The 26,395-nt window shown below is 74.7% G+C and carries 17 protein-coding genes and 1 pseudogene; 10 read left to right on the top strand and 8 right to left on the bottom strand.

What is annotated here, in order from left to right; genetic code table 11:
• Positions 1-18: 18 nt before the first annotated feature.
• From GA0070216_RS01815 to GA0070216_RS01800, 4 genes are read right to left on the bottom strand one after another with little or no spacing between them, the layout of a single operon-like run.
• Positions 19-885 carry a carotenoid biosynthesis protein gene (locus GA0070216_RS01815; RefSeq protein ID WP_425413122.1) on the bottom strand — a complete coding sequence of 289 codons (867 nt, stop codon included), beginning with the start codon at positions 883-885 and terminating at the stop codon, positions 19-21.
• The gene (locus GA0070216_RS01810; RefSeq protein ID WP_091237581.1) at positions 882-1,451 is read right to left on the bottom strand and encodes a GNAT family N-acetyltransferase; all 570 of its coding nucleotides are present in this window, start codon (positions 1,449-1,451) and stop codon (positions 882-884) included. The genes GA0070216_RS01815 and GA0070216_RS01810 overlap by 4 nt, the downstream gene beginning before the upstream one ends.
• 10 nt (positions 1,452-1,461) lie before the next feature.
• Positions 1,462-2,181 (bottom strand): monooxygenase, encoded by a 720-nt coding sequence (locus GA0070216_RS01805; RefSeq protein WP_091237579.1) that lies wholly within the window; start codon positions 2,179-2,181, stop codon positions 1,462-1,464.
• Positions 2,178-2,666 (bottom strand): YbaK/EbsC family protein, encoded by a 489-nt coding sequence (locus GA0070216_RS01800; protein ID WP_091237575.1) that lies wholly within the window; start codon positions 2,664-2,666, stop codon positions 2,178-2,180. Before GA0070216_RS01800 ends, GA0070216_RS01805 begins: the two co-directional genes overlap by 4 nt.
• A 638-nt stretch (positions 2,667-3,304) precedes the next feature.
• On the opposite strand from GA0070216_RS01800, the gene GA0070216_RS01795 reads away from it, so the two are divergent.
• The 9 genes and pseudogenes from GA0070216_RS01795 (at position 3,305) to GA0070216_RS01755 (ending at position 14,907) form a co-directional block, all read left to right on the top strand.
• On the top strand, positions 3,305-3,754 hold the full coding sequence (locus GA0070216_RS01795; RefSeq protein WP_091237570.1) for an SAV_6107 family HEPN domain-containing protein: 450 nt from the start codon (positions 3,305-3,307) through the stop codon (positions 3,752-3,754).
• 137 nt (positions 3,755-3,891) lie between these two features.
• Positions 3,892-4,632 (top strand): hypothetical protein, encoded by a 741-nt coding sequence (locus GA0070216_RS01790; protein ID WP_091237567.1) that lies wholly within the window; start codon positions 3,892-3,894, stop codon positions 4,630-4,632.
• Positions 4,629-6,371 (top strand): annotated as a pseudogene (locus GA0070216_RS01785) (DNA polymerase Y family protein). Before GA0070216_RS01790 ends, GA0070216_RS01785 begins: the two are co-directional and overlap by 4 nt.
• Positions 6,372-7,421: 1,050 nt before the next feature.
• Positions 7,422-10,712: an error-prone DNA polymerase gene (locus tag GA0070216_RS01775; protein WP_342670704.1), complete on the top strand. Its 3,291-nt coding sequence runs from the start codon at positions 7,422-7,424 to the stop codon at positions 10,710-10,712.
• 92 nt (positions 10,713-10,804) lie between these two features.
• Positions 10,805-10,984, top strand: coding sequence for a hypothetical protein (locus GA0070216_RS34310; RefSeq protein ID WP_067301863.1), 180 nt, complete (start codon positions 10,805-10,807; stop codon positions 10,982-10,984).
• 43 nt (positions 10,985-11,027) lie between these two features.
• A complete protein-coding gene (locus tag GA0070216_RS01770; RefSeq protein ID WP_091238847.1) occupies positions 11,028-11,798 on the top strand; it encodes a methyltransferase domain-containing protein in 771 nt (256 codons plus the stop codon).
• Positions 11,795-13,045: an alkaline phosphatase family protein gene (locus GA0070216_RS01765; protein ID WP_091237560.1), complete on the top strand. Its 1,251-nt coding sequence runs from the start codon at positions 11,795-11,797 to the stop codon at positions 13,043-13,045. The genes GA0070216_RS01770 and GA0070216_RS01765 overlap by 4 nt, the downstream gene beginning before the upstream one ends.
• A 91-nt stretch (positions 13,046-13,136) precedes the next feature.
• Entirely contained in the window at positions 13,137-14,396 is a 1,260-nt protein-coding gene (locus GA0070216_RS01760) for a DNA polymerase IV (RefSeq protein WP_091237557.1), read from the top strand.
• A gap of 115 nt (positions 14,397-14,511) precedes the next feature.
• Positions 14,512-14,907, top strand: a complete 396-nt coding sequence (locus tag GA0070216_RS01755) for a DUF3040 domain-containing protein (protein WP_067301847.1) — start codon at positions 14,512-14,514, stop codon at positions 14,905-14,907.
• Between the two features lie 206 nt (positions 14,908-15,113).
• On the opposite strand, the gene GA0070216_RS01750 is transcribed toward GA0070216_RS01755, so the two are convergent.
• From GA0070216_RS01750 to GA0070216_RS01740, 3 genes are all read right to left on the bottom strand, one after another.
• Positions 15,114-17,582: a transglutaminase TgpA family protein gene (locus GA0070216_RS01750; RefSeq protein ID WP_091238844.1), complete on the bottom strand. Its 2,469-nt coding sequence runs from the start codon at positions 17,580-17,582 to the stop codon at positions 15,114-15,116.
• Positions 17,583-17,702: 120 nt separating this feature from the next.
• Positions 17,703-19,001, bottom strand: coding sequence for a DUF58 domain-containing protein (locus GA0070216_RS01745; protein WP_091237555.1), 1,299 nt, complete (start codon positions 18,999-19,001; stop codon positions 17,703-17,705).
• Between the two features lies 1 nt (position 19,002).
• Positions 19,003-20,061: an AAA family ATPase gene (locus GA0070216_RS01740; protein ID WP_091237553.1), complete on the bottom strand. Its 1,059-nt coding sequence runs from the start codon at positions 20,059-20,061 to the stop codon at positions 19,003-19,005.
• A gap of 497 nt (positions 20,062-20,558) precedes the next feature.
• Here GA0070216_RS01740 and leuS point away from each other — a divergent pair, with 497 nt between their 5' ends.
• Positions 20,559-23,423, top strand: coding sequence for a leucine--tRNA ligase (leuS, locus tag GA0070216_RS01735; protein WP_091237551.1), 2,865 nt, complete (start codon positions 20,559-20,561; stop codon positions 23,421-23,423).
• Positions 23,424-23,444: 21 nt separating this feature from the next.
• Here leuS and GA0070216_RS01730 read toward each other — a convergent pair whose 3' ends face one another.
• Entirely contained in the window at positions 23,445-26,321 is a 2,877-nt protein-coding gene (locus GA0070216_RS01730; protein ID WP_091237549.1) for an AfsR/SARP family transcriptional regulator, read from the bottom strand.
• Positions 26,322-26,395 lie beyond the last annotated feature (74 nt).

Genomic DNA, 26,395 nt, shown 5'->3' with positions numbered 1-26,395 from the left:
CCGCCGGCCCGCGCCCGCTCATGCCGGGGTGTCGACGCCGGTGCGCTGCGGTGCCGGCCGGTCGACGGGCCGTCGGCGGGCGCGCAGCAGGGTCACCGCCAGCGGCACCGCCACGACCGCCATGCCGACCGCGCCCCAGATCGCCGAGGCGGGCAGCCGGAGGAAGACGGCGTGCGCGAGCACGCTGGAGAAGTACGTCCACAGGTAGAGCGCGAACATCGGGTCGTCGCGGGAGTCGGTGACCGCGACGGCGGGCCCGGCCAGCGGGCGCAGCGCGCTCATCAGCAGCACGGCGAAGAGCAGCCAGCCCAGGTAGTTGCTGATCGGGATGCCGGGCAGTCCGGGCAGCGCCGGGGTGGCGTCGCGCCACACCCAGTAGCCCTCGGCCACCATCTGCGGGTCGAGGAAGAGGTCCCAACCGGCCAGCCCGACGGTGGCCAACGCCACCCGCCCGACGTGCCCCGCCCATCCGGGCGTCCCCGTGCCGGCCGTCGCGGTGCCGGCTGCCCGTCCGGCGGGCGTGGTCAGCCGGACAGCGGCCAGCCAGGCGGGCCAGGCCATCCAGGTCCAGGCCAGCGGGATGATCAACGGCACCCCGGCCAGCTTCGGCCCCAACTCGCCGGAGTAGTCGTAGCTGCCGAACGGAAAGCCGGTGGCCACCCCCAGCGCCTCGATCGCGAACCCGCCGCCGGTGGCCACCGCGACCAGCGCCAGCGCCGCCCGGGGACCCCGGCGCAGCAGCGCGTGCCCCACCGACAGCAGGTAGCCGAGGACGACCGTGGCGACGGTGAGCCGGGCCCGGGTGACCCCGGTGGTGAGCGGATAGCAGATCTGGGTCAGGACCAGGACGGCCAGCAGCAGCCAGGGGACGTGCCGGCGGATCACGGCGTAGCCGGGCCGGACGTGTCGGGTCGGGGCAGCGGCAGGTCCCGGCCGAGCACCCCGAACGGCCGTTCGTCGCCGGGGAACCGGAAGTGCCGCAGCACGTCGACGAAGCCGAACCGCCGGTAGAGCCGCCAGGCCCGGGACGCCCGTTCGTCGGCCTCCGGGGTGGACAGCAGGGTGGTGCCGCCCTCGGCCAGGCTGAGCAGGGCGGTGAGCTGCCGGGCGCCCAGGCCGTGCCCCTGCGCGGGCGGTCGGACGTGCAGCTCGACCACCTCGAAGCAGTGGGTCAGCCAGCGCTGTCGGGCGTCCGGGTGCAGCGCCCGGTAGACCTGGTCGTGCCACCACTGGCCACCCGCGCCGAGATAGCCGTACCCGAAGCCGGCCAGGTGGCCCTCGCTGGTGAGGCTGGCGACGGCGCGGAACCCGGGCCGGCGGGCGTGGGTGGCGATGTAACCGCGTCGGGCCTCCAGCAGGTCGCTGCGGTAGCCCATCGCCTCCCCGTACACCGCGACCACGTCGTCGAGTCGCCGGACGAGATCCTCCGGCGTCCACCGCACCAACCTCATGCGCGTCCTCTCACGGTTGCGGATCACCGTCGGCGACCCATCCCAGCGCCGACCGGTCACCGACCACTGCGCGCACCTCGAAGCGCGCGAACAACTCCTCCGCGTACCACCCCTCGGTGGGGGTGCGGGTGATCGCCGCGCGGTGCTCCGGGTGACGGTACGCGAACGCCACGAGGTCCGTCGGATCGCGCCACACGCTGACCGTGCCCTGCCAGCCCAGCGGCGCCTCACCGACGCCGAACCGGGCGAGCAGCCCCGGCGCGGCGTGCAGCGCGGCGGCCACCGGCGGGACGGCCTTCCAGAAGGTGAGCGCACGGCGGGGACGCAACCGGGCCCGGGTCAGTGCCAGCACCGGCCCGTCGACCCGGCCGCCCGCCGGATCGCCGAACGGACGCCGGCCCGACCACTCGCCCCGGCTGGTCACCGGGCGCAGCTCCAGCCGGGCCGAGGAGCGGGCGATCCGGGCCCAGGAGCGGCCCACCGGGGAGGCGTCGAAGCCGGCCGCCGCGGCGGGGGAGTCCCACACCACCAGCGCGGCCCACCGGGTCAGGTCGGCGTCCCCCGGGCCGAAGCCGGTGCCGGTCCCGGTGCCGAGCAGCTTGCCGAACCGTACGCCGGGGGTGCGTCGCAACCGGCCAGGGTGCCGGGCCATCCGGCCCAACGCCTGACCGAGAGCGGCCCGGGGTACCCGCCACACGTGCAGGGTGACCAGCTCCGGGGTGGTGTTCACGCCACCTCGGCGGGGGTGCCGCCGGTGACCCGCAGCAGCTCCGGGTAGGTGGTGGGGAAGACCGCCTGCGGCACGCCACCGGCGGCCCACACCTCGGCGTGCCCGGCCAGGGCGGTGTCGACCAGGGTGCGCAGCGGCCCGGGGTGGCCGACCGGGGCGACCCCGCCGATCACCTGGCCGGTGTGCTCCCGGACGAAGTCGGGGGTGGCCCGGCGCAGGTGGGTCACCCCGAGTCGGGCGGCCAGGCCGGCGGCGTCCACCCGGTGCGCACCGGAGGTGAGCACCAGCAGCGGCGTGCCGTCGGCGTCGAAGACCAGCGAGTTGGCGATCGCGCCGACGTCGACGCCGAGCGCGTCGGCCGCCGCGGCGGCGGTGTGCGCCGCCACGGGCAGCAGACGGACCTGGCTGGCCGCGCCGGAACCGTCGCGCGCGTCCGCGTCGTCGAGCGCCCGCTGCACCGCCTGCACGTTCGGGTGTGACTGCATGCGGCCCATTCTCCCCGGTACGCCCCGACGCCCCGCAGCCGGCCACACCGGCGTCCCCGCCCGGCCGTTACCGGACCACCCCGGCCGTTACCGGACCCCGGCGCCGCCGGCGTGGTCCCTGCCCCGGCCCGAGCCGTCGGTCCGGCCCTGATCCCCGGCCCTGATCCCCGGCCCTGATCCCGGCCCTGATCCCCGGGCCCGGCTGGGTCGGGACTCCCCGTGGGCTGGGAATCACCGGTGCCACGCGTACGCCACACGTTGCGTTTTCGTCGGGGGCAGGGTGTACTGTCAAAGCAGTTAGAACGAGTGTTCGATTCACTCGCACACCCGTTCCAACGCCCCCGGGAGTGGCGTTTCGCGGCGCCGACCCGGGCAGGTGCGGTTTCGCGAACCGCACCGGGTTCCGGGCAGTCGCGAGCCCGGTCCCGTCAAGGCAGGTCGTCGCCCGCCGCCCACGACCCCCGGGCGGCGGGCGACGAACCCGCCGGTTCGCCGGCCGGGTGTGGTGTGGGGAAGCATCCACACCCGGCCGGCCCCCATCGGTGCGTCTTCCTCCGCACCACCCGCCCCGGGCGTCGCGCCGGTGGATCTCCTCCACCGTGCGTCCCGCCCGACCCGGTCACGCGGAGGAGACAGTCATGCCGACCAACTCGGCCCAGGCGCCGACGGTGCCCGCGCACGTGCTGCCGCACCGCACCCCCACCCAACTCCTCGCGGTGGCCCGGCGCGGGCTGGCCGAGGCCGCCCAGACCCGCCCCGACGGGCTGCGCTACGCCGCCGCCCACCTGGCCGCGCTGCGTGCCGCCGCCGCCCTGCTCGCCGCCCGGGCCCGGCCCGCGCCCGCCCGTCGACGCCGCATCACCAGCGTCTGGGTGCTGCTCGCCACCGTCGCCCCCGAGCTGGACGAGTGGTCCCGCCACTTCGCCGCCGCCGCCGGCAAGCGGGCCGCCGCCGAGGCCGGCATACCCCGGGTGGTGAGCGCCCGGGAGGCCGATGACCTGCTCCGGGCCGCCGAGCAGTTCGTGGCGGTGGTGGAGGACGCGCTCGGACTGACCCACCAACCCGCCCTCGACGGCCTCGCCGCCTGATCCGCCCCAGCGGCCCGCCCGGCTCCCCGCCGGGCCGCCGCCCACCGGGCAGCTGATCCGGCCAGGCCCGGGTCCCCGCCGGGCGACCGCCCGCCGAGCATCTGATCCACGCAACGACACGACGGGGGGCTGGTCCGATGGCGGGCCGCATGGTGGGCGGTTCCGCCGCACTGGCCGCTCTGGTACGCCCGGCGAGCGCCCCGGACCCGGCCGCCGGTCACCGGCTGCTCCCGGTGGCACCCGAGTTGACCGGCCTGCTGCCGCACCGGGGGCTGCGCCGGGGCAGCACGGTCGCCGTCACCGTCGGCCAGCCCCGGCACAGCGGCGGCACCTCCCTGGTGCTGGCGCTGCTCGCCGAGGCGTCCCGGGCCGGGTCGTGGTGTGCGGTGGTCGGGGTGCCCACCCTCGGTGCCGGAGCCGCCGCCGAGGTCGGCATCGCCCTGGACCGGCTGGCGCTGGTGCCCCATCCCGGCCCGGAGTGGCCCACCGTGGTCGCCGCCCTGATCGACGGGGTCGACGTGGTGGTGACCGCCGTACCGCACAGCGTCGCCGCCTCGGTCGCCGACCGGCTGGCCGCCCGGGCCCGGCAACGCGGCTGCGTGCTCGTCCCGTACGGCCGGTGGGCCGGTGCGGACGTCACGCTCCAGGTGGTCCGGGGGGTCTGGGAGGGGCTCGGGGCGGGGCGGGGCCGGCTGCGCCGTCGGGAGGTCACCGTGTCGGCCCGCGGACGCGGAGCGGCGGCCCGCCCCAAGGAGATCACGATGTGGTTGCCCGGCGACGGGCTCACCCGGATCATCCCCCGCACCGCACCGGCCGGCTCACCCGCGTCCGCCGTCGGGTCCCGGCCGGGCGGATTCACCGTGGTCGGGCCGGTGTGACCGGCACGCCGGTACGCACCCTGCTGCTCTGGTGTCCGGACTGGCCGGTGCTCGCCGCCGAGATCGTGGACGGGGTGCCCGCCACCGGCGCGGTGGCCGTGCTGCACGCCAACCGGGTGGTGGCCTGCTCCGCGTCGGCCCGTGCCGCCGGGGTGCGCCGGGGCCTGCGTCGCCGCGAGGCGCAGGGTCGCTGCCCTTCGCTGACCGTCGTCGAGCACGATCCCGGTCGGGACGCCCGCGCCTTCGAGCCGGTCGTCGCCACCGTCGAGGAGGTCGTCGCCGGGGTCGAGGTGGTCCGTCCCGGCGTCTGCGCGCTCGCTGCCCGGGGCCCCGCCCGCTACCTCGGCGGCGAGGAGGCAGCCGCCGAACGGATCGTCGAACAGGTGGCCCAGTCCTGTGCGGTGGAGAGCCAGATCGGCATCGCCGACGGGGTCTTCGCCGCCGGCCTCGCCGCGCGTACCGGGCAGGTGGTGCCGCCGGGTGGGACGCCCGGTTTCCTGGCCGGGCTGCCCGTCGAGGCGATCGGCCGGCCGGCCCTGGCCGATCTGCTACGCCGCCTCGGGGTGCGGACGCTGGGTGACTTCGCCGCGCTGCCCGCCGGTGACGTGTTGGCCCGGTTCGGCTTCGACGGGGCACTCGCCCACCGGCTTGCCGCCGGGCGCGACCACCGGCCGCTGGCCGTTCGGCAGCCGCCGGTCGACCTGACGGTCGCCGCCCACCACGACGAGCCGCTCGACCGGGTCGACGCGGCGGCCTTCGCCGCCCGGGTGCTCGCCGAACGCCTGCACGACCGGCTGGCCGGGTACGGGCTGGCCTGCACCCGGCTCGGCATCGAGGCGGTCACCGCCCACGGCCAGGAACTGCACCGGGTGTGGCGGCACGACGGGTTGCTCACCGCCGCCGCCATCGCCGACCGGGTGCGCTGGCAGCTCGACGGCTGGCTCTCCGGCAGCACCGGCCGGGCCGGTGCCCGACCACCCCGACCGACCGCCGGGATCATCCGGTTGCGGCTGGTCCCCGACGGGCTGCTGACCCGAGGCGGGCTGCAACCCGGCCTGTGGGGGGAGGCCGGCGAGGAACGGGACCGGGCACACCGGGCGTTGAGCCGGGTACAGGGCATCCTCGGCCCGGAGGCGGTGGTCACCGCCGTGCTGGGTGGTGGTCGGTCCCCGGCCGACCAGACGCGGCTGGTCCCGTGGGGGGACGAGCGGCTTCCCACCCGTCCCGGTCCGCCCCCACCGCCAGGCGTGCCCGCCGACCCACCGGTGGGTGGGTCTCCTGTGGTGCCGCCGGTGGGCGGGCCTGCCGTCGTGCCGCCGGTGGGTGGGCGCTCTGCCGTGCCGCCGGTGGGCGGGCCTGTGCCGGTCGGGCAGGGGCGGGGCGGGGCCGGGAAGCGGCGGGGGAGTTCCGTGCCACCCTGGCCGGGGCGACTGCCGCCACCCTCGCCGGCTGTGGTGCTGCCTGCCCCCCTCACCGCGACCGTGCACGATGCCGCCGGGGAACCGGTGCTGGTCAGCGCCCGGCTGGCAGTCAGCGCCGCCCCGGCCCGGCTGGTCGTCGGCGGTGCCGCGCCGACGGAGATCGTCGGCTGGGCCGGCCCGTGGCCGGTGGACGAGCGGTGGTGGGCCCCCGCCGAGGCCCGCCGCCGGGCCCGGTTCCAGGTCTGTCTGGCCGACGGTGCCGCCCTGCTGCTGGCCGTCGAGGCGGGGCGATGGCTGGTGGAGGCGATCTATGACTGACCGGTGGCCCGTGCCGGCCCGTCCGACGGCGGTCCGGTTCGTGCAGGTTGACTCCGTGCAGGTCGATTCCGTGCTGGCCGGGCCCCTTCGGCTCGCCGACGGCGGGGCCCGGGGGCACCGACAACGGCCGTGGTTTCCCGGTCGACCTGCCCCCGAAGCTCATGGCGGTGCCGCCCTGGTGGGCTCGCCGTCGCTCTGGTTCGTGCTGATCTGGCTCGGTGGCCGGCAGTCTCGTGGCCGAGCGGTGAGGTGCTCTGTGCCGGGATGGGCCGCACCTGCTGGACCTGCTGGGCCTGCCGGACCTGCCGGGTCTGCCGGACCTGCCGCACCTGCCGGGTCTGTTGGGCATGCCGGGCTCGCCGCTCCGCAGACATGTTTCCTCACGAGCGGTATGCCGCTGGGTCATATTTATGACCCAGCGGCATACCGCTCACCAGGCGCATCATCCCTGTCCGTAGCGGCCCTGCCCCGCTGTGCCTCCAGCGGCGTAGGGGTGTCCGGCAGGTCAGAGGCGGCAGGCGGCGCAGGGGCGGTGGGCTGCGCGGGGGCGGTGGGCTGCGCGGGGGTAGGCGGCCATGCGGGGGCGGGGGTGGTGGACTGCGCGGGGGCGGGTGGCGGCGTGGAGATGTCCGGCTGTGCGGAGATGTCCGGCCGCATGGAGACAGTCTGCCGGGTGTGGGTGCCCGGCCGCGTGCGGGTGGCCGGATGAGTTTCCACAATCCGAAGCTCCCCTGGTCGGAGCTGGAGCGGGTGCTGTCCGGGCGACCCGCCCACGGCCGCGCGGATGACCGCATCCGAGGCAGCGACTCCCCGGCCGACCGCTACCCCACCGACCGTTCCCCGGCTGACCGTTCCGCAACTGGCCGTTCCGCAACCGAGCGTTCCCCGGCTGGCCGTTCCCCGGCCGACCGCTACCCCACCGACCGTTCCCCGGGCGACCGTTCCCCGGCTGACCGCTCCCGAGGTGGCGGGGATCAGGGTGACGGGCATCGAGGTGACGGTTCCCGGGGGGAGGGGTCTCGGGGCGGGCGGCGGGGTGGGGAACGGCACCTGCACGTGGTGGACCCGCTCGCCGACGTCGACGGCGGGGACTCACCGGCCTGGACCCGGCACCGCGAGCGGTACGCGCCCCCCCAGCTGACCCGCCCGGACGGTGCGGTGCCCTACGCCGAACTGCACGCGCACACCAACTTCAGTTTCCTCGACGGGGCGAGCCACCCGGAGGAGTTGGCCGAGGAGGCCGCCCGGTTGGGGTTGACGGCGCTCGCCGTGACCGACCACGACGGGTTCTACGGCGTGGTCCGGTTCGCTGAGGCGGCCCGTACGCTGCGCCTGCCGACGGTCTTCGGTGCGGAGCTGTCGTTGGGGCTGCCCGGCCCGCAGCAGGGCGAACCGGACCCGCTGGGCCGGCACCTGCTGGTGCTCGCCCACGGCCACGAGGGGTACGCCCGACTCGCGTCGGTCATCTCCCGGGCCCAGTTGCGCGGCGGGGAGAAGGGCCGTCCGGTCTACGGGGAGCTGGAGCAGGTCGCCGCCGAACTCCGGGACCACGCGCTGGTGCTGACCGGCTGCCGCAAGGGGCACGTGCCGGCGGCGCTGCTCACCGAGGGGGTCGACGCGGCGGCCCGGGAGCTGGACCGGCTCACCGCGCTGTTCGGCGCGGAGACGGTGGCGGTGGAGCTGACCGACCACGGGCACCCGGTCGACGCCGACCGTAACGACGCCCTCGCCGAGCTGGCCGCCACCGCCGGGCTGCCCACGGTGGCCAGCAACAACGTGCACTACGCCAGCCCGGGTCGGCGGCGGTTGGCGACCACCCTGGCCGCTGTCCGGGCCCGCCGCAGCCTGGACGAGATCGACGGTTGGCTGCCCGCCGCCGCCACCGCCCACCTGCGCAGCGGCGCGGAGATGTCGGCCCGGTTCGCCGGGTACCCGGGGGCGGTGGCGCGGGCCGCCGAGTTCGGCGCGGAACTCGCCTTCGACCTGCAGCTCGTCGCGCCCCGGCTGCCGGCGTACCCGGTGCCGGCGGGGCACACCGAGATGAGCTGGTTGCGCCGGTTGACCCTGGACGGCGCCCGGGAACGCTACGGCCCGCCCGAGGCGCACCCGGAGGCGTACGCGCAGTTGGCGCACGAGCTGCGGATGATCGACGAGCTGGGCTTCCCCGGCTACTTCCTGGTGGTCTACGACATCGTGGCGTTCTGCCGGGCGCAGGACATCTACTGCCAGGGCCGGGGCTCGGCGGCCAACTCGGCGGTCTGCTACGCGCTGCGGATCACCAACGTGGACGCCGTCCGGCACCGGCTGCTCTTCGAACGGTTCCTCGCCCCGGAACGCGACGGGCCGCCCGACATCGATGTGGACATCGAGTCCGACCGGCGGGAGGAGGTGATCCAGCACGTCTACGCCCGGTACGGCCGGGAGCACACCGCCCAGGTCGCCAACGTGATCTCGTACCGGCCCCGGTCGGCGGTGCGGGACGTGGCGAAGGCGCTCGGCTTCTCGCCCGGCCAGCAGGACGCCTGGAGTAAGCAGATCGACCGGTGGGGCTCGGTCGCGGCGGTGGACGTCGAGGGCATCCCCGAGCAGGTGGTGGCGTACGCCAACGAGTTGACCGGCAACTCGGGGCGGTGGGCGGGGTTCCCCCGGCACCTGGGCATCCACTCCGGCGGCATGGTGATCTGCGACCGGCCGGTGATCGAGGTGTGCCCGGTGGAGTGGGGGCGGATGCCCGGCCGCAGCGTGCTGCAGTGGGACAAGGACGACTGCGCCGCCGTCGGGCTGGTCAAGTTCGACCTGCTCGGCCTGGGCATGCTCTCCGCCCTGCACTACGGCTACGACCTCATCGACCAGACCCTCGACCTGGGGGACATGACGTTGGACGACCCCGAGGTCTACGACATGCTCTGCCGGGCCGACTCGGTCGGGGTGTTCCAGGTGGAGAGCCGCGCCCAGATGGCCACCCTGCCCCGGCTGAAACCGCGCGAGTTCTACGACCTGGTGGTGGAGGTGGCGCTGATCCGGCCCGGCCCGATCCAGGGCGGTTCGGTGCACCCGTACATCCGGCGCAAGAACGGCCAGGAACCGGTGACGTACCCGCACCCGCTGATGCGCAACGCGCTGGAGAAGACCCTCGGGGTGCCGCTGTTCCAGGAGCAGCTGATGCAGCTCGCCATCGACCTGGCCGGCTTCGACGCGGCCGGGGCCGACGAGCTGCGCCGGGCGATGGGGGCGAAACGGTCGGCGCAGCGGATGGCGCAGCTCGCCGACCGGCTCTACGCCGGGATGGCCGAGCGGGGGATCACCGGCGAGCTGGCCGACGATGTCTACCGCAAGCTGACCGCGTTCGCCAGCTACGGCTTCCCGGAGAGCCACGCGATGAGTTTCGCCTACCTGGTGTACGCCAGCTCGTGGCTCAAGCGCCACCACCCGGCGGCGTTCCTGGCCGCCCTGCTCAACGCCCAGCCGATGGGGTTCTACTCGCCGCAGACCCTGGTCGACGACGCCCGTCGGCACGGTGTCGAGGTCCGCCGGCCGGACGTCAACGCCAGCGCGGCCAAGGCGGTGCTGGAGTCCACCCCGCAGACCCGGTGGGGCGGCGTGCCGGGGGAGCCACCGCACGCCTGGGGGCTGGGCGGTCCGGCGGTCCGGCTCGGGTTGGGCGGCGTGCGTACCCTCGGCGATCCGGTGGCCGAGCGGATCGAGGCGGAGCGGACGGCGCACGGGGCGTACCGGGACATGCCGGATCTGGCCCGGCGGGTCGGTCTCACCGCCGGGCAGCTGGAGGCGTTGGCCACTGCGGACGCCTTCGCCTGTTTCGGGCTGACCCGGCGACAGGCGCTCTGGGCGGCCGGGGCGGCGGCCCAGGACCGGCCGGGCCGGCTGCCCGGCACGGTGACCGGCGCGGCGGCGCCCACCCTGCCCGGAATGGCGGCGGTGGACCGGCTCGTCGCCGACGTCTGGGCCACCGGGTTGTCCCCGGAGAGCCACCCGGCCCGGTTCGTCCGGGACCGGCTCGACGCGCTCGGTGCGGTGCCGATCGCCCGACTCGGCCGGGTGGAGTCGGGTCGGCGGGTCCGGGTCGGCGGGATCGTCACCCACCGGCAGCGGCCGGCCACCGCCGGTGGAGTGACCTTCCTCAACCTGGAGGACGAGACCGGAATGCTCAATGTCACGTGTTCGCCGGGGCTGTGGCAGCGCTATCGTCGAGTCGCCCGCACCAGCGTCGCCCTGGTGGTCCGCGGTCGGTTGCAGCGGCACGAGGGGGTCACCAACCTCACCGCCGACCGGCTGGACCCGATCACGCCGCCGGTTGCGCCCGCCTCCCGCGACTTCCGGTGAAGTGATCCACATTACGGTTTTCCGGGCCGGGAGACGGGAGACTTCCGGCACGCGCGGGCAGAGCGGCCCGCTCGTGGCAAGGGGGATGACCAGTGACGATGGACAGTACGTACACCGGTGGACTGGCGAACGCCCGGCGCACCCGGCTGGGTGCCGGTTGGACGCCCGCCCAGGACGCCGAGCCGCGCGAGTACCAGGTGACCGAGGGCCCGGTGGCGAACGACCGCCGGTCCCGTGCCGAGGAGGACCCGGCCGGCGGCGGGGAGATCTGAGCCGTCGACGTCGGTACCGCCAGCGGGGGGTCGGGTGGCGCGGGTGACTAGGCTCCACCGGGTGGAACAGCGCACCCGAGGCCGGTTCGTCGAGCCGCCGTTGACCCCCCGTACCGCCGTCATCTGGTCGGTGCTCGCCGCCGAGCTGGACCGGCGGGCCGATGTCGCGTTGACCGTGCTCGACGTGGGCGGTGGCACCGGCGGGTTCGCCGTGCCGCTGGCCCAGGCCGGCCACCAGGTGACCGTGGTGGACGCCAGCCCCGACGCGCTCGCCGCGCTCACCCGCCGGGCCGCCGAGGCCGGGGTCGCCGACCGGGTCCACGCCGTGCAGGGCGACGGCGACGCGCTGACCGGCCTGGTCGAGCCGGCCTCCGTCGACCTGGTGCTGTGCCACGCGGTGCTGGAGGTGGTCGACGATCCGCTGCCGGTGACGACCGCGCTGGCCGCCGCGCTGCGCCCCGGTGGCGCGGCGAGTGTGCTGGTCGCCGGCCGGGCCGCCGCCGTGCTGGGCCGGGCGATGAACGGCCACCTCGACGTCGCCGCCGCCCTGGCCGCCGCCGCCGACGGCGCGGCCGGTCCACGGGACACCCTGCGTCGCCGGTTCGCCGCCGAGGAGGCCGCCACGCTGTTGCGCGCCGCCGGCCTCACCGTGGAGGAGATCCACGGGGTACGCGTCCTCGCCGATCTGCTGCCCGCCGCCGTCGCCGACGGCCAGCCGGGTGCCCTGGTCGAGCTGGAACGGGCGCTGGCCGGGCACCCGCCGTACCGGGATCTCGCCGCCCAACTGCACCTGTTCGCCCGCCGACCGGCATGACCGACCTGCCCCCGGCCGGTGCGCCGGTGCCGCCGGCCGGGACGACCGTGCCGCCGGCCGGTGTGCCGGCGGACCGGCCGGCCGGGCCCGTGCCCCCGGCGGACCCGCTGGCGGTGGTGTCGCCGCGTTACGGCGGGGGCAGCCTGGCCGACGTGCTGCCCAGCGCGCTGGCCGTGCTCGGCGTGCCGGGCGCGGTCGACCTGCTCGGGCTCGCCCCGGGCCTGGCCGGGGTACGCCGGGTCGCCGTGCTGCTCGTCGACGGCCTCGGCTGGTACCAGCTTCCCACCGCCGCCCGGTACGCCCCGACCCTGACCGGGCTGGCCGCGACGGTGGGTCGCCCGCTCACCTCCGGCTTCCCCTCCACCACCCCGACCAGCCTGGTGACCCTGGGCGCGGGCGCGGCCCCCGGCGCGCACGGGGTGCTCGGGTTCACCGTCCGGGTGCCCGGCACCGACCGGGTGCTCAACCACATCGACTGGAACGGCGACCCGGACCCGCTGCGCTGGCAGCCGGTCCGCACCCAGTGGCAGCGGGCCCGTGCCGCCGGGGTCGCGGTGACCGTGGTGAGCCGCCCCGAGTACGCCGGCAGCGGGCTCACCCTGGCCGCCAACCGGGGCGGCGACTACCGGGGGGCCGCCGGGGTGGACGCCCTGGCCCGGACGATGCTGGCGGCGCTGGGCGCCGGGACCGGGCCCACCCTGGTCTCCGGTTACCACCCCGACCTGGACCGGCACGGGCACCTCAGCGGGGTCGACTCCGCGCCCTGGCGGATAGCCGTCGCCGAGGTGGACGGCCTGCTCGCCCGGCTCGTCGACGGGTTGCCGTCGGACGCGGCGTTGCTGGTCACCGCCGACCACGGCCAGCTCGACGTGCCGGCGGCGCACCGCTTCGACCTGGACACCGACCTGCGGCTGCGGGCCGGCGTCCGGGTGGTCGCCGGGGAGCCCCGGGTGCGTTACCTGCACGTCGAGCCGGGTGCGGTCGACGACGTGGTGGCCACCTGGTCGGCGGTGCTCGGGCCGGCCGCCCGGGTGCGTACCCGCGAGGAGATGGTCGCCGAGGGCTGGTTCGGCCCGGTCGGCGAGGACCACCTGCGCCGGGTCGGCGACGTGGTGGTGACCTGCCGTGACACCTACGCGGTGCTGGCCACCCGGTCCGAGCCGCCGGCGGCGTCCCGGCTGGTGGCCTACCACGGGGCGGACACCGCGGCGGAGACGACCGTGCCGCTGCTGGTGGTCCGGGGCTGACCGGCGGGTCGGTTGTCGTACCGGCCGGTGGGTCGGGACCTGTGCGGCGGCCGGCGGGTCGGTTGTCGTACCGGGCGGCTAGCCTGCGGTGATGGGTCGGAGTCAGTCGTTGCCGCGCGGTGGTAACCCGCGCTTCGGGCCCGACGCCGACGACTCGGCCAGCCCGATCCTGCACGTCGACATGGACGCCTTCTTCGCCTCCGTCGAGGTGCGCCACCGGCCCGAGCTGCGCGGCCGGCCGGTGGTGGTCGGCGGCATCGGGCCGCGCGGCGTGGTCAGCTCCGCCAGCTACGAGGCCCGCCGGTACGGCGTCCGCAGCGCGATGCCCACCGCCCGGGCGCGGGCGCTCTGTCCCGGTGCGGTCTACCTGCCTCCCGACTTCGCCCGCTACCGGGCGGCCTCCGACGCGGTGATGCGGATCTTCCGGGACGTCACCCCGCTGGTCGAGCCGCTCTCCCTCGACGAGGCGTTCCTCGACGTGACGGGTGCCCGCCGGCTGTTCGGCGCGCCCGCCGCCATCGCCCGGCGGATTCGTGCCCGGGTGACCGCCGAGCAGGGGTTGACCTGCTCGGTCGGGGTGGCCCCGAGCAAGTTCGTGGCGAAGCTCGGCTCCACCCGGGCCAAGCCGGACGGCCTGCTCGTGGTGCCGGCGGGCCGGGTGCTGGAGTTCCTCCACCCGCTGCCGGTCGACGCGCTCTGGGGAGTGGGGGAGCGGTCCGCCGAGACGCTGCGTCGGCTCGGCCTGCGCACCATCGGCGACCTGGCCGAAGCGCCCGTCGGGATGCTCCGCAAGGCGCTCGGGGTGGCGTCCGCGACCCACCTGCACGAGCTGGCCCGGGGGCGTGACCCCCGCCCGGTCAGCCCGGACCAGGTGGAGAAGTCGATCGGGGCCGAGGTGACCTTCGACGTCGACGTCGTCGACCCGCAGCAGATCCGCCGGGCGCTGCTCGCCCTCAGTGAAAAGGTGGGCAGCCGGCTGCGCGGGGCCGGTCAGGTCGGCCGGACGATCTCGCTCAAGGTTCGACTGTCGGATTTCCGCACCGTCAACCGGTCTCGCACCCTCGGCGTGGCGACCGACGTGGCCCGGGAGATATTCGACACGTCCTGGGGTCTCTGGACGGTTCTCGACCCGGGTGAGCCGGTCCGCCTGGTCGGCGTCCGGGTGGAGGGACTGGCCGGGACGGTCGACACGCCGAGACAGCTCACCCTGGGCGCACCGGAGCGGGGTTGGCGGGAAGCGGAGACCGCAGCCGACGCGGCGGCTGCCCGTTTCGGGCGGTCCGTCATAGGTCCGGCCAGTCTGCTCGGTAAACGTGATCCCCGGCGCGGAGAAAATAGCAGTCGGCCGTAGGTCGTCCCGCTTTCCGACGCGCGACCCCCCTCGTAGACTTGGCGGCAAGCAGCCGGATGGCTGCCACGGTCTGTCGGCCCGACCGGGCCGACCAACGTGACCGGGGAGGAGTGCCGTGCCGCTCTCGGAGCACGAGCAGCGGCTGTTCGAGCAGATCGAGCGGTCGCTTGCCGAGGACCCCAAATTCGCCTCGGCCGTGCGCGCCAGCGACCCGCGTTTCCACACGCGGCGTCGCCTGCTCGTCGCTGCCGGCGTGGTGGTCGTCGGCCTGGCCCTGTTGGTCTACGGCGCGGTGATCAAGACACCGCCACTGGCAGTGGCGGGCTTCGTCGTCATGCTGGCCGCGTTGGGCTACGCGGTGCAGTCGCACCGGCGGGCGCAGTCACCGGACCTGCACGTGGTGGGCGGCACGACGAGTCGTCGTCGTCCGCGTGGCCGGGGCGGCCGTCGGCCGTCGCTGCTGGACCGCATGGAGGATCGGTGGCGGCAACGTCCGGAGGGACATCGCTGAACCCGCCCACCCCCGGGGTGGACGGGCGTCACCGACGACGGTAGGTGCCGGACCTGGTCCGGCCACCTCCGTCGCATTGGCATGCCCGGGCCCCTGACGGGTTACCGCCGTCCTTGATCCACTCCTGTGCGGCGACATGGCGGTATCCAGCACAGCTGATACCGCCATGTCGCCCCATGGTGGGCGTCGGAACGGACGAGGGCGGGTCAGGCGCGACGGGTGGCGATCAGCCGGCGCGGGTTCCAGCGCAGCATCAGGCGACGGAGCCGACCGGAGGCCGTCACCAGTCGCGCCGAGGTGTCGCCGAGCGAGGTACGCCAGCGCAGCAGCACCGAGGGCGGCAGCACGGCGGCGAGCAGCCGGGTACGCCGGTCCGCCCGCGCGGCGAGGGTGCCACGTACCGTCCGCAACGCCGGGTGCAGTGGTTCGCCGGTGAGCGGGTCCCGGGCGTACCGGGCACGTTCCTCGGCGCGGCCGAGCAGCCGTACCGCCGTGGCCGAACCGGCGTCCTCGCCGACCGCCTCCCGGGCCAGCCGCTCGGCGGTCGCCCGGGGGGTCTCCGTCCGGTCGATCCGGACCCGGTAGTCGACAAGCGTGTCGAGCAACTCGTCCCAGGCCGCATGGGCGTCCGCCCGGGCCCGTTCGGCGTCCGCGCCCAACACCGTCATCGGGATGCTCCCGCCCGCCCCGTCGTCCGGGGCCACCCCGGCCGCCACCGGGGTCGGCCGGTGGTGCCGTTGCCGGCGCAGCGCGCGCCGACGCAGCGCCGGGACGGCCAGCAGCGCCAACAACGCGAGCAGCGCGCCCACCGTCCACCAGGGCCAGGTCGGGGCGCGTTCGACGGGTGCGCCGGTGGTCGGGTCGAAGCCGGCATCGGTGTCCTTGTCGGCGGGCTCGTCCCGCTGCGGCCCGGTGGTGGCCCCCGGGTCCTCCGGTGCGGCCGGTGCGGCGGTGTCCGACGGCTCCGGGTCGGGGGCGTCGGAGTCCGGCGCCCACGCCGACCGGGACGACCCCTGGACGCCGTACGCCGGGGTGGCGTCGAACGGGACCCAGCCGAACCGGTCGAAGTAGACCTCCGTCCAGGCGTGCAGGTTCCGGTTGGTCAACGTGTAGGTGTCGCCGTTGGCGCTGCTGCCGTTGGTGAAGCCGAACGCCACCCGGGCCGGGATGCCGGCCTCCCGCACCAGCCAGGCCAGCGCCGCCGCGTACTGCTGGCAGTAGCCGACCTTGTTGCTGAGGAAGTCGACGATCTCCTGGCCGCTGGTGCCGCCCTTGGTGCTCAGCGAGTAGCTGAAGCCGTTCTCCCGGGAGAAGTAGTCGTAGAGCGCCCGGACCCGGTCGTAGTCGGTGGACTTCCCCGCCACCAGTCGGTTGACCAGTTCGCCGACCTCCCGTACCTCCGGGGTGCGGGTCTGTTGCAGCCGGATCGGGTGCTCGGCCGGCAGCGGCCGGGCCCGGCGCAACGCCGCCGGGGTGTACGTCGAGCGCACGTACTCGAACGAGTAACGCTTGCCCCGGGAGTTGTCCCGGTTGGAGAAGACCACCCCGAGGTTCTGGTCGTACGACCAGTTGCCGTTGAGCCCGTCGAAGCTGACCGGGTCGGTGTAGAGCGGCACGAAGGGCATGTTCAGCGTCCGGTTGACCTCCACGGTCGCCCGGTAGGTCTGTTGCTCCACCCCCGGCCCGGCCCGGCCCGACGGGTCGGGCAGCTCCCGGTTCACCGGCCGGCCGTTGGGCGGGCGCACCCGGAAGCCGTCCGGCCGGAGCTCGTCGGCGACGCCGAAACGCAGGTAGAACGGGCTCTGCTCGGTGGTGGTGACCTTGACCATGTCGGCCACCTCGGACTGGTTGAGCTGCCCGCTGAGGGAGGCGAAGAGGTCGATCCGGCCGGGGCCGCCGCCCTGCCCGGCGCGTCCGTTGCCGGTGCCGTTGCCGGCGGTGTTGAACTGGTCCAGCAGTCCGCCGGTCATCCCCGGCACGGCCAGCGGCAGCACCACGGCCAGCGCCACCCCGACCACCGCCAGCCGGCGACCGGCGGCGGCCAGCGGGGAGGACTCCCAGACGTCCACGTCACGGCCCTCGCCGGTGAACCGGCGGCCGAACCGGCGGACCCGGTCGACGTTGTCGGTCACCAGCAGCCAGAGGTAGCCGGCGGCGCCGACCACGAACGGCAGCGCGGGGACGCTGTCCACGTAGACCGCGACCGGCACCGAGTAGATGGCCAGCATCGGCAGCCCGGCCAGGGCCGGTCGGCGCAGCCCGACGGCGAGGACGTCGACCACCACCGCGACCGAGCCCACCCCGAGCACGCTGATGAACAGCAGCGGGGTGGTGTCCGGCACCTTCACCCCGTAGGAGCGCATGTCCTGCAACGAGCCCTGCGCCAGCTCGCCGAAGTGGGCGAGCGTCGCCGGCGTGGGCAGGAAGGCGATCAGCTCGCCGCCGCCCGGGAAGAGCCAGGTCAGGGCGAGCAGCAGGCCGGCGAGCATGCCCAGCACCTGACCCCAGAGCGGGGCCCGGACCAGCCGGGTGAGCGCCGCCGCGCCGGCCACCACGGCGACCGCGATGGTCGACTGGATCAGCCAGGTCCACTGTTGGAAGATCGACGACAGTGGGGCGGCGGCGAACAGGGTCGCCACGGCGGCCACGAAGCCGATGTTCCGGGACGCGATCACGACGTCACCCTCTCTGTCGTCGGACACCGGCGCCGGCATCCGGACCGGCGCGGTGGCCGGCGGTGGCGCGGACACCGGTGGGGCCTGCGGCGGGCGCGCGGCGCGGGTGCGTCGGACGGCTCACCGGACCGCCCCGGCGACCGTCTCGGCGAGGGCCGCGCGCAGCGCGAAGCCCTGCGAACCGCGCCCCGCCTGTGGCCAGAGCACCGGTAGCTGACCGTCGTGGTCCACCCCGATGATCCGCCAGCCGCCCTGCAACAGGGCCAACGCGGCGGCGGCGTGGGTCTGTTCGGCCTCGAACCGGGCCCGTTCCGGCAGGCTGAGCCAGGTGGAACTGTTGAGCACGAAGCCGACACACGTCGCGCCGCTGCCGCGCAGCCCGCTCAGCAGCTCCGCCTCGCTGGTGGTCAGCGCGCCGAACAGCGCGATGATCAGGCCCCCGTCGGCGCGTTGCCGGACCCGCTGCACCAGGCTCGCCACGTCGCCGCGCTGGTCGAGCCGGACGTCGGCGAGCTGGTCGAGGAGCAGGCCGTCCCCGCTGGCCTCGGTGGCGTCCACGTCCACCCCGTCCCCGGTGACCAGGCGGAGCTTGTATCCGGCCTGCCGCAGGTGTGAGGCGATGCTGGCGGCGGCGGAGACCGACCACTCGAAACTGGCCGTCGGACCGTCGCCCCGGTGACCGTGCGCCCGGGTGTCCAGCAGCACCGTGGCCCGGCTCTCCCAGGGCTGCTCCTCCCGGCGCACCATCAACTCACCGGTGCGGGCGGTCGACTTCCAGTGCACCCGGCGCAGGTCGTCGCCCCGGCGGTATTCCCGGGTGGCGGCGTCGTCCTCGCCGTGCACGGCCACCGACCGGGCCCGGCTGTCACCGCTGCCGGCGTACTCGCCGGGCAGGCGTACCGAGGGCAGCGGGGTGACCTGGGGGATCACGGTGAGCTGCTCGGTGCTGGGGAAGGCCCGGCTCAGCTCGCACAGCCCGAACGGGTCGGTCATCCGGACCACCAGGGGGCCCACCTCGTAGCGGCCGCGCACGTCGGCGCGGACCGTGTAGGCCACCGAACTGGCCTGGTGCGCGCCGAGCCGTTCCAGCACCACCCGGGGCCGGCTGCCCAGCGCGTACGGCAGCCGGTCCTCCAGCAGCAGGGTGCCGGTGGGCAGCCGGGACATGTTCTGCAACCGCAGCACCACCCGGGAACTGGCCCCGACCGGCACCCGGTGCGGGTCCAGTGAGCGGTTGCAGGCCAGCTTGTACCGGGTCCGGCCGACGTACAGCGCGGCGAGCAGCGGCAGGACGCCGAGCAGCACCGCCACCCGCAGCAGGTCCCGTTCGCCGAGGATGCCGGCGGAGATCGCCGCGGCGATCGCCGCCGCCAGGAACGAACGGCCCCGGGTGGTCAGACCACGCAGCCCGGCACGCACGTCACGGCCTCCGCGGCTCGAACGGCGGGCGGCCGTTGCCGGCGGCGGGCCGGGGCGTGTCGTACCCGGTGGGGCGCTTGCGGTCGGCCGGCAGGGCCAGCCGGTGCACCAGCTCGGCGACGATCGCGTCGGTGGTGCGGCGGGCCAGTTGGGCGTCCGCGGTGGGGATGATCCGGTGCGCCAGCACCGGCACCGCGAGCGCCTGGAGGTCGTCGGGCAGCACGTAGTCCCGCCCCTCCAGGGCGGCCACCGCGCGGGCGGTGCGCAGCAGCTGGAGGGTGGCCCGGGGGGACGCGCCCAGCCGCAGGTCCGGGGCCTCCCGGGTGGCGGTGACCAGGTCGACGGCGTACTGCTTGACGGCGTCGGCGACGTGCACGTTACGGACGGTGGCGATCAGCCGCCGCACCGTGTCGGCGTCGGAGACCGGCCGCAGCTCCTGGAGCGGGTCGGCCGCACCGTGCCCGTCCAGCATGGCCAGCTCGGCCTCCGGGCCGGGGTAACCCATCGCGATGCGGGCGGTGAACCGGTCCCGCTGCGCCTCGGGGAGGGGGTACGTCCCCTCCATCTCGATCGGGTTCTGGGTGGCGATCACCATGAACGGCGTCTGGAGCTGGTAGGTCACCCCGTCGACCGTGACCTGGCGCTCCTCCATGCACTCCAGCAGTGCGGACTGGGTCTTCGGCGAGGCCCGGTTGATCTCGTCGCCGACCACCAGGTTGGCGAAGACCGCCCCCGGCCGGAACTCGAAGTCGTGCGTCTCCTGGTTGTAGACGCTGACCCCGGTGACGTCGCTGGGCAGCAGGTCGGGGGTGAACTGGATGCGCCGCACCGAGCAGTCGATGGACCGGGCGAGCGCCTTGGCCAGCTTGGTCTTGCCGACGCCCGGGACGTCCTCGATCAGCAGGTGACCCTCGGCGAGCAGGACGGCCAGGGCGAGCCGCACCGTGGCTGTCTTGCCCTCGATGACCTGCTCGATGTTGGCCACGACGGCCTCGCTGGCGGCGCGGAACTCGTCGTGCGGCAGTACGCCGCCCACCTCGTCCCAGGTCTGTTGTGTCACGGGCCTTCTCCTCGTCGCGACGGCAGCTCGGTAAAGAGCACCTGGACCCGTCGTTCGGTTCGCAACGGGAAGCCTCGTCTGCCGCAGGAATCGCACTGGTCTCTCAGGCTAACCATGTTTACGGTGAACGCCGAACCCTGCCGGAAGTCAGCCGGCCACACAGCGGATATTCGTCAGGTCGGGGGACCCGACGCGGCGAGGTGATCACGCAAGGTGACCGTCGGGTCGGGCGCGGTCCCCGGTCGGCGGAGGTCAGGGGGTACACTGCGGAACATGACCGGAGTCTCCCTGCTTCTTACCGGGCCGTGCTGATGCGCTGACGCGCGACAGCACGGCGGCCCCTCCTGTGCGAGGGGCTTTTTCGTGCCCGCGGCAGGGTCCCCGGGCCCCGACGCTCCCCAGATCCGACACGACCGCGCCGGTCCCGTCCGAGGGCACCGGTCCCCGATGATCGCGCCAGTGCGACATGACCGCGATGACCGCGCCAAGGAGAAGGCATGAGTGAGGCAGCTGCACCGGCGGGTGACATCCCCCCGTTCCGGTACACCGCGGTCCTGGCCGACGAGATCGAGCGTCGGTGGCAGGACACCTGGGCGCGGGAGGGCACCTTCCACGCCCCGAACCCGACCGGCCCGCTGGCCGACCCGGACCACCCGCGGGCGGGCGCGGAGAAGCTGTACGTGCTGGACATGTTCCCGTACCCGTCCGGTGCGGGGCTGCACGTCGGCCACCCGCTGGGCTACATCGGCACCGACTGCTACGCCCGTTACCAGCGGATGGCCGGGCGCAACGTGCTGCACGCGATGGGCTTCGACGCGTTCGGCCTGCCTGCCGAGCAGTACGCCGTGCAGACCGGCACCCATCCCCGGACGACCACCGTGGCCAACATCGCGCGGTACAAGACGCAGCTGCGCCGGCTGGGGCTGGCCCACGACGAGCGGCGCTCGGCGGCCACCATCGACACCGACTTCTACCGGTGGACGCAGTGGATCTTCCTGCAGATCTTCAACTCCTGGTACGACTCCGACGCCGCGAAGGCCCGGCCGATCGCCGAGCTGATCGCCGAGTTCACCGCCGGTGACCGGCCCACCCCGGACGGCCGGGCCTGGGCCGAGCTGACCGACGCCGAGCGGCGGCGGATCGTCGACGACCACCGGCTGGCGTACGTCTCGCAGGCGCCGGTGAACTGGTGTCCGGGGCTGGGCACCGTGCTGGCCAACGAGGAGGTCACCGCCGACGGCCGTTCCGACCGGGGCAACTTCCCGGTCTTCAAGCGTCACCTGAAGCAGTGGATGATGCGGATCACCGCCTACGGGGACCGGCTGCTGGACGACCTGGACACCCTGGACTGGCCCGAGTCGATCAAGCTGCAGCAGCGCAACTGGATCGGCCGGTCGACCGGCGCGCACATCGACTTCCCGACCGGGACCACTGATTCCGGTGTCGCGGGCGAAGCCCGCATCAGGGTCTTCACCACCCGGCCGGACACCATCTTCGGCGCCACCTACCTGGTGCTGGCCCCCGAGCACGAGTTGGTCGACGCGCTGGCCCCGGCCGCCTGGCCGGCCGGGACCCGGGACGCCTGGACCGGTGGGCACGCCAGCCCCCGGGCGGCGGTCGAGGCGTACCGGAAGGCGGCGGCGGCCAAGACCGACGTGGAGCGGCAGGCCGACACCAAGGAGAAGACCGGCGTCTTCGTCGGCGCGTACGCCACCCACCCGGTCACCGGCGGGCAGATCCCGATCTTCATCGCCGACTACGTGCTGGCCGGCTACGGCACCGGCGCGATCATGGCGGTGCCCGCCCAGGACGAGCGGGACTGGGCGTTCGCCGAGGTCTTCGAGCTGCCGATCGTGCGGACCGTGCAGCCGGCCGACGGGTTCGCCGGGACGGCGTACACCGGGGACGGGCCGGCGGTCAACAGCGCCGCGCCCGCGCGCGGCCTGGACCTGAACGGGCTGCGGGTGACCGAGGCCAAGGCGGCGACGATCGGGTGGCTGGAGGCCAACGGCCACGGCGTCGGCGCGGTCACCTGGCGGCTGCGGGACTGGCTGTTCTCCCGGCAGCGCTACTGGGGCGAGCCGTTCCCGATCGTGTACGACTCCACCGGCGCGACCATCGCGCTGCCCGAGTCGATGCTGCCGGTCGAGCTGCCCGAGGTGGACGACTTCTCCCCGAAGACGTTCGACCCCGACGACGCCGGGAGCAACCCGGAGACCCCGCTGTCGCGGCGGCGCGACTGGGTCGAGGTGGAGCTGGACCTGGGCGACGGGCCGAAGCGGTACACCCGGGAGACCAACGTGATGCCGCAGTGGGCCGGCTCCTGCTGGTACGAGCTGCGCTACCTGGACCCGACCAACACCGACCGGTTCGCCGACGCCGAGAACGAGCGGTACTGGATGGGGCCGCAGGCCGGAGGTGACTGCGGGGGCACCGACCTGTACGTCGGCGGCGCCGAGCACGCCGTGCTGCACCTGCTGTACGCCCGGTTCTGGCACAAGGTGCTGTACGACCTGGGCCACGTGTCGTCGTTCGAGCCGTTCCGCAAGCTGTTCAACCAGGGCATGATCCAGGCGTACGCGTTCACCGACCCGCGGGGCGTCTACGTGCCCGCGGAGGAGGTCGTCGAGGTCGACGGCCGCTGGTTCCACGGCGAGCAGGAGGTCACCCGGGAGTACGGCAAGATGGGCAAGTCGCTGCGCAACGTCGTCACCCCGGACGACATGTGCGCGGCCTACGGCGCGGACACCTTCCGGGTGTACGAGATGTCGATGGGCCCGCTGGAGGTGTCCCGCCCGTGGGAGACCCGGGCGGTGGTCGGGTCCTACCGGTTCCTGCAACGGGTCTGGCGGGCCGTGGTCGACGAGCAGACCGGCGCGCTGCGGGTCACCGACGCGCCCGCCGACGCCGAGACCCGCCGGCTGCTGCACCGGACCGTCGACGGGGTCCGGACCGACATGGAGGGCATCCGGTTCAACACCGCCATCGCCAAGCTGATCGAGCTGACCAACGCGGTGACCCGGCTGTCGGAGACCCCCCGGGAGGTGGCCGAACCGCTGGTGCTGATGCTGGCCCCGTTCGCCCCGCACGTCGCCGAGGAGCTGTGGCGCACGCTGGGCCACGACACCTCCCTGGCGTACGCGGACTTCCCGACCGCCGACCCGGCGCTGCTGGTCGCCGAGACGGTCACCTATCCGGTGCAGGTCAACGGCAAGGTGCGGGGCCGGGTCGAGGTGCCCGCGGACGCGTCGCAGGACGTGGTCCGGGCGGCGGCCCTGGCGGCCGTCGCGTCCGCGCTGGCCGGCAAGGAACCCCGCAAGGTCATCGTGGTGCCGGGCCGGCTGGTCTCGGTCGTCGCCTGAGGTGCCGGGAAGGGCTCCTTGTCAGCGCTTCTGCGCAGCAAGGGGCCCTTCCTGACACCCTGTGCCGCCGGTCGGCGTGCGGCCGTGGCCGGCGGCGAGCCTGCCCCGGAGCTGCTCGGCTGCCGGATGTCCCATCTGCGTGAGGATCTCCAGCGCGCGGACCCAGCAGTGGCGGGCAGCCACCGGATCGCCGAGGACCTCGTGGTTGTCGCCGAGGTGCTGCAACGCCTCCGCCTCGTTGTAGCGGTGCCCCAACTCGCGGCTGAGTGCCAGCGCCCGCCGGAAGCAACGGGCCGCCCGCTGGTGGTGCCCGAGGTGGTGGTGGGCGTAGCCCAACGTGTCCCAACTGTTCGCCTCGCCGAGCGCATCGCCGAGCCGTCGCTGCAGCACCAGCGCCCGCTGGCAGTAGCGCACCGTCTCCCGGTGTTCGCCGAGCACGGCATGGTCCCAGCCCACCGCGTTCAACGCCCGGGCCTCGCCGGCCTCGTGACCGGCGGCGCGAAAGAGCCGCAGCGCGACCTGGTCGTGGCCCAGCGCGGTCGCCTGGTCACCCTCCTTCTCGCTGACCCAGCTCAGAGTCAGCAGGGTCTGCGCCTGGCCGACCTGGTCGGCCTGCTCCGCCAGCAGGGCCAGGGCCGACTCCAGGTGCGCCCGGGCCGACGGCAGCCGACCCGTCTCCGAGTAGGCGGCGGCGACGTCGCGGTGTGCCTGCGCCGCCGCTGCCGGCTCGCCGGCGCGGTCGGCGGCGGCCAGTGCGTGTTTCTGCACGACGATCAGGTCCTCCCAGTAGCCCCGGCGGCTCAGGAAGGTGGTCAGCGCCGACGCCAGCTGCCACACGTGCCGGTCGAAGCCGTGCCGGCCGGCCATCTCGACCACCCGGACGAGGACCTGGTGCTCTTCGGCGAACCAGGCCAGGGCCCGGCCGCTGTCCGCAGGTTCCTCCGGCGTCACGCCGAGCCGCGCCGGTGGCGGCGTGATCGTGCTGCGCAGCGGGGACAGCCGTCCGTCGGCGGCCCGGGCGCTGTGTAGGTAGTGGTCCACGATCCGGTGCCGGGCCGCGCGGCGTACCTCCTCGGGCTTCGACTCCACCAGCTCGGCCGCGTACGCGCGCAGCAGGTCGTGGCAGCTGTACCGACCGGGCACCCGCTCCACCACCAGCTGTGCGCGGGCCAGCTCGGCCACGACGGGACGCGCCTGCCGTTCGGGCAGGGCGACGAGGCTGGCGGCGGCCCGGACCGAGATGTCCTGCCCCGGGTGCAGCGCGAGCAGGCGGAACATCCGGGCGGCGGGTTCGCCGAGGGCGCGGTACGACCAGGAGAAGACGGACCGCAGGTCGGTGGTCGGGTCCCCGGCGGCGAAGCCGTCGAGGCTGCCCTGCGACTCCGCGAGTTCGTGGGCCAGCGCGGTCAGCGAGAAGCCGGGATGGGCGGCCGCACGGGCCGCCACGATCGCCAGGGCCAGCGGCAGCCGGGCGCACCGTTCGATGATGCCGTCGACCGACCCCGGCTCGGCGGCCATCCGACCGTCACGCAGCCGTGTCGCCAACAACTCGCGGGCCTCGGCCACGGTGAGCAGGCCGAGCGTGATCGGGCGTGCGCCCTCGACGGCCACCAGGCCGGGCAGCTGCGACCGGCTGGTGACCACCACCGCGCATCCCGGCGTGCCGGGCAGCAGCGGGCGCACCTGCTCGGCGTCCCGGGCGTTGTCCAGCACGATCAGCATCCGTCGTGGTGACAGCAGGGAACGGTAACGGCCGGCCCGGCCCTCCTGGCTCGACGGAATCTGCTCCGGCGGCACCTGCAACACGTCGAGAAAGAGCCGCAGGGCCTCGTCGCCCGAGAGTGCCGCGCCACCGGGATCGAAGCCGCGGAGATTGACGTAGAGGCATCCGTCCGGCAGGTCACCGGCCAGCAGGTGCGCGAGTCGGACGGCAAAGCTGGTCTTACCCACTCCGGCCGCGCCGGTGACCAGCAGGATCTGGTTCCGGGAGGGGGCCACGCAGTGCCGCCGGGCGTCGTCGAGCTCGGCGGCCCGGCCGACGAACTGTGGTGGGTTCGGAGGCAGCAGATCGAGCGGCCTCGGCGTGGATCTGGCAGCGACCGGCGTCGGCGTCGCGACGGGCAGCTCCTCGCGACGCAGGATCGTCGTGTGCAGCCGCTGCAACTGTGGCGCCTCCATGCCCCGGGCCCGCAGCAGGGCCGCGCCCTGACGGCACACCTCGGCGGCCTCGTCCACCCGCTGCTCGGCGTAGAGGGCCAGCGCGAGCAGGCGGCGCAGGCCCTCGTCGTACGGGAACTGGGCGACCGCGCCGGTGAGATCGCCGGCCGCTGCGGAGTGCCGGCCCAGCGCGATCAGCGCCTCGGCCGACCCCCGTCGGGCCGTGCGGCACAGCGCCTCCAGCCGGGCCACTTCGGACAGGGCGTACGGACGGCCGGCCACGTTGGCGAATGCCGGCCCGCGCCAGCGGGCCAGTGCGGTGCCGAAGAGTTCCGTGGCGCGCAGGAAACCGGTGGGATCGCCATGGTCGAGCAGCCGCCGACCCTGCGTGATCTCCTCTTCGAACAGGTGGGCGTCCAACTGGTCGGGCGGAAGGTCCAGGCGGTACGCCAGGCCGGCGCCGGTGCCGACGGTGGTCACGACCGCCTCCCCGGCGTTGCCCTGTCGACCGGGGGCCAGGGTGCGACGCAGATGCGAGACGTGGCTGCGCAGGGTCGCCGCCGCGCCGTCACCGGCCCCGGCATCCCAGAGGAGGTCGACCAGCCGGTGGGCCAGCACCGGCCGGCCCAGCGCGAGGACCAGCACGGAGAGGAGTTCCGCCTGCCGGGGGCCGAGCGGCACGGTGACGCCGTCCCGTTCGACCTCCAGGGGACCGAGTACGGCGATCCGTAGCTGCGCCATCCGAATGCCCCCGAGCCCTTCGCATCTCGCCTCGCCGCACAGTGTATGGATTCGACGCAATTATCGCGTGCGGG

The organism is Micromonospora matsumotoense (genome assembly GCF_900091525.1).
Lineage (GTDB): Bacteria > Actinomycetota > Actinomycetes > Mycobacteriales > Micromonosporaceae > Micromonospora > Micromonospora matsumotoensis.
The sequence above is the reverse complement of the archived record's forward strand: the minus strand, read 5'-3'. Positions and strand labels throughout refer to the sequence as shown.

Coding starts and splice junctions, on each gene's coding strand:
- GA0070216_RS01810 (WP_091237581.1), bottom strand. CDS start 1,451: ATGAGGTTGGTGCGGTGGACGCCGGAGGATCTCGTCCGGCGACTCGAC.
- GA0070216_RS01800 (WP_091237575.1), bottom strand. CDS start 2,666: ATGCAGTCACACCCGAACGTGCAGGCGGTGCAGCGGGCGCTCGACGAC.
- GA0070216_RS01795 (WP_091237570.1), top strand. CDS start 3,305: ATGCCGACCAACTCGGCCCAGGCGCCGACGGTGCCCGCGCACGTGCTG.
- GA0070216_RS01790 (WP_091237567.1), top strand. CDS start 3,892: ATGGCGGGCCGCATGGTGGGCGGTTCCGCCGCACTGGCCGCTCTGGTA.
- GA0070216_RS01765 (WP_091237560.1), top strand. CDS start 11,795: ATGACCGACCTGCCCCCGGCCGGTGCGCCGGTGCCGCCGGCCGGGACG.
- GA0070216_RS01760 (WP_091237557.1), top strand. CDS start 13,137: ATGGGTCGGAGTCAGTCGTTGCCGCGCGGTGGTAACCCGCGCTTCGGG.
- leuS (WP_091237551.1), top strand. CDS start 20,559: ATGAGTGAGGCAGCTGCACCGGCGGGTGACATCCCCCCGTTCCGGTAC.
- GA0070216_RS01730 (WP_091237549.1), bottom strand. CDS start 26,321: ATGGCGCAGCTACGGATCGCCGTACTCGGTCCCCTGGAGGTCGAACGG.